General features: G+C 62.7%; 1 pseudogene. It reads left to right on the top strand.

What is annotated here, in order from left to right:
* Nucleotides 1-127: 127 nt before the first annotated feature.
* Nucleotides 128-1,220 (top strand): annotated as a pseudogene (locus LRP67_RS21150) (IS3 family transposase); the annotation flags it as partial.
* Between the last annotated feature and the right edge of the window lie 373 nt (nt 1,221-1,593).

Below are 1,593 nucleotides of genomic sequence, written 5' to 3' on the forward strand. Positions count from 1 at the left end.
GGTCGTGACGAACTGGAAGCAGGCCCTAGGCCAACTCGCGATCGCCTACCCCGACCGCATCAACCCCTACCTGTAAGAGAAATCAACCAGAAGAACCGACCGCTTACACAGAAATCTTGACAAGCTCAAGCAGATCAAACAGGTCGCCTACGAGCTCGGCATCAGCGCCGGGTGCCTGCACAACTGGGTCCGCCAGGACCGCATCGACCGCGGTGAGCTCGTTGGGGTCACCACCACCGAGTCCGCCGAGCTGCGGGCGGCGCGCAAACGAATCCGTGAACTCGAGACCGAGTTGGCCATCATCCGGCAGGCCTCGAAGTTCCTGGCGGAGGAGAAGCCACACCCAAAAGGGTTCACCCGGTGATCGACCGCCTCGTCGCCGCCGGCATCCCGGTCAAGAAGTGCTGCCGGGTGCTGGGTGTCTCCAGCCCCGGCTACTACCGCTACAAGAACCGGCCCACCTCAGCCACCCAGCTGCGCCGCGAGTGGCTGACCGGCCTCATCCGCGAGATCCACGTTGCCTCCCGCGGCACCTACGGCTACCGACGCATCCACGCCGAGCTGACCATGGCGATGAACGTCCAAGTCAGCTCGCGGCTGATCTCGGTACTCATGACCCGGGCGGGCATCTACGTCCTGCCTGGCCCAGCGCGGGTCAAGCGGCTGCGTGGTGTCGTCACCAGCGAGGACCTCGTCAAGCGTAAGTTCCACCGCCTGGCCCGAACGAGCTGTGGGTCACCGACATCACCGAACACCCGACCAGGGAAGGCAAGGTCTTCTGCGCCGCCGTCCTCGACGCTTACAGCCGCAGGATCGTGGGCTGGTCGATCGACACTCGGCAAGACAGCGCGTTGGTCATCAACGCCCTCGACATGGCCATCCGCAACCGCCGACCCGCACCGGGCGGGATCGTCCACGCCGACCACGGAGTCCAGTTCACCTCATGGGCCTTCGGCGACAAGATCCGCTCCGCAGGACTGATGCCGTCCTTCGGCAGCGTGGGCGACGGCCTGGACAACGCGATCATGGAATCGTTCTGGTCCTCGATGCAGATCGAGCTGCTGAACCGGAAGAAGTGGAAGACCCGAGTCGAACTGGCCAACGCGATCTTCGACTACATCGAGATCTTCTACAACCGCCAACGACGCCACTCCAGCATCGGCTACCGCACCCCGATCGAGTACGACTTACGCTCCGAAACCACCACCGTCACTGCCTAAGACTCCAGACGCCAACGGGTAACCAAGCCGTGGGGCACGTCAAGGTGTCAACCGATCCCTGGGCAGTCCCGCCCTGCGAGCCAACGTGAGCGCAACCAGAAAGATCGCAGCAATGTGGTGTTGCGCACACCGGCATGTCGATATAATATCGCAGACATGCCCACGTGACGCACCCGCCGTCGCTTCCGAGTTGTGCTCCTAACGGCCGGGTCGGGAAGCTCCCGTGCCGCATCTGACAGCTTCGATCGCTCTACAAGTCCCTTCATCTCACATCACGAAACGGGAGACTGTGTCATGTCTACGGAAACTTTGAAGAAGGCGCCCCATGAGGACCGTGGGCTAGATACGGCCTACCCGATTACGGAGGAGCAGA

This window comes from Nocardioides sp. cx-169, assembly GCF_021083605.1.
Lineage (GTDB): Bacteria > Actinomycetota > Actinomycetes > Propionibacteriales > Nocardioidaceae > Nocardioides.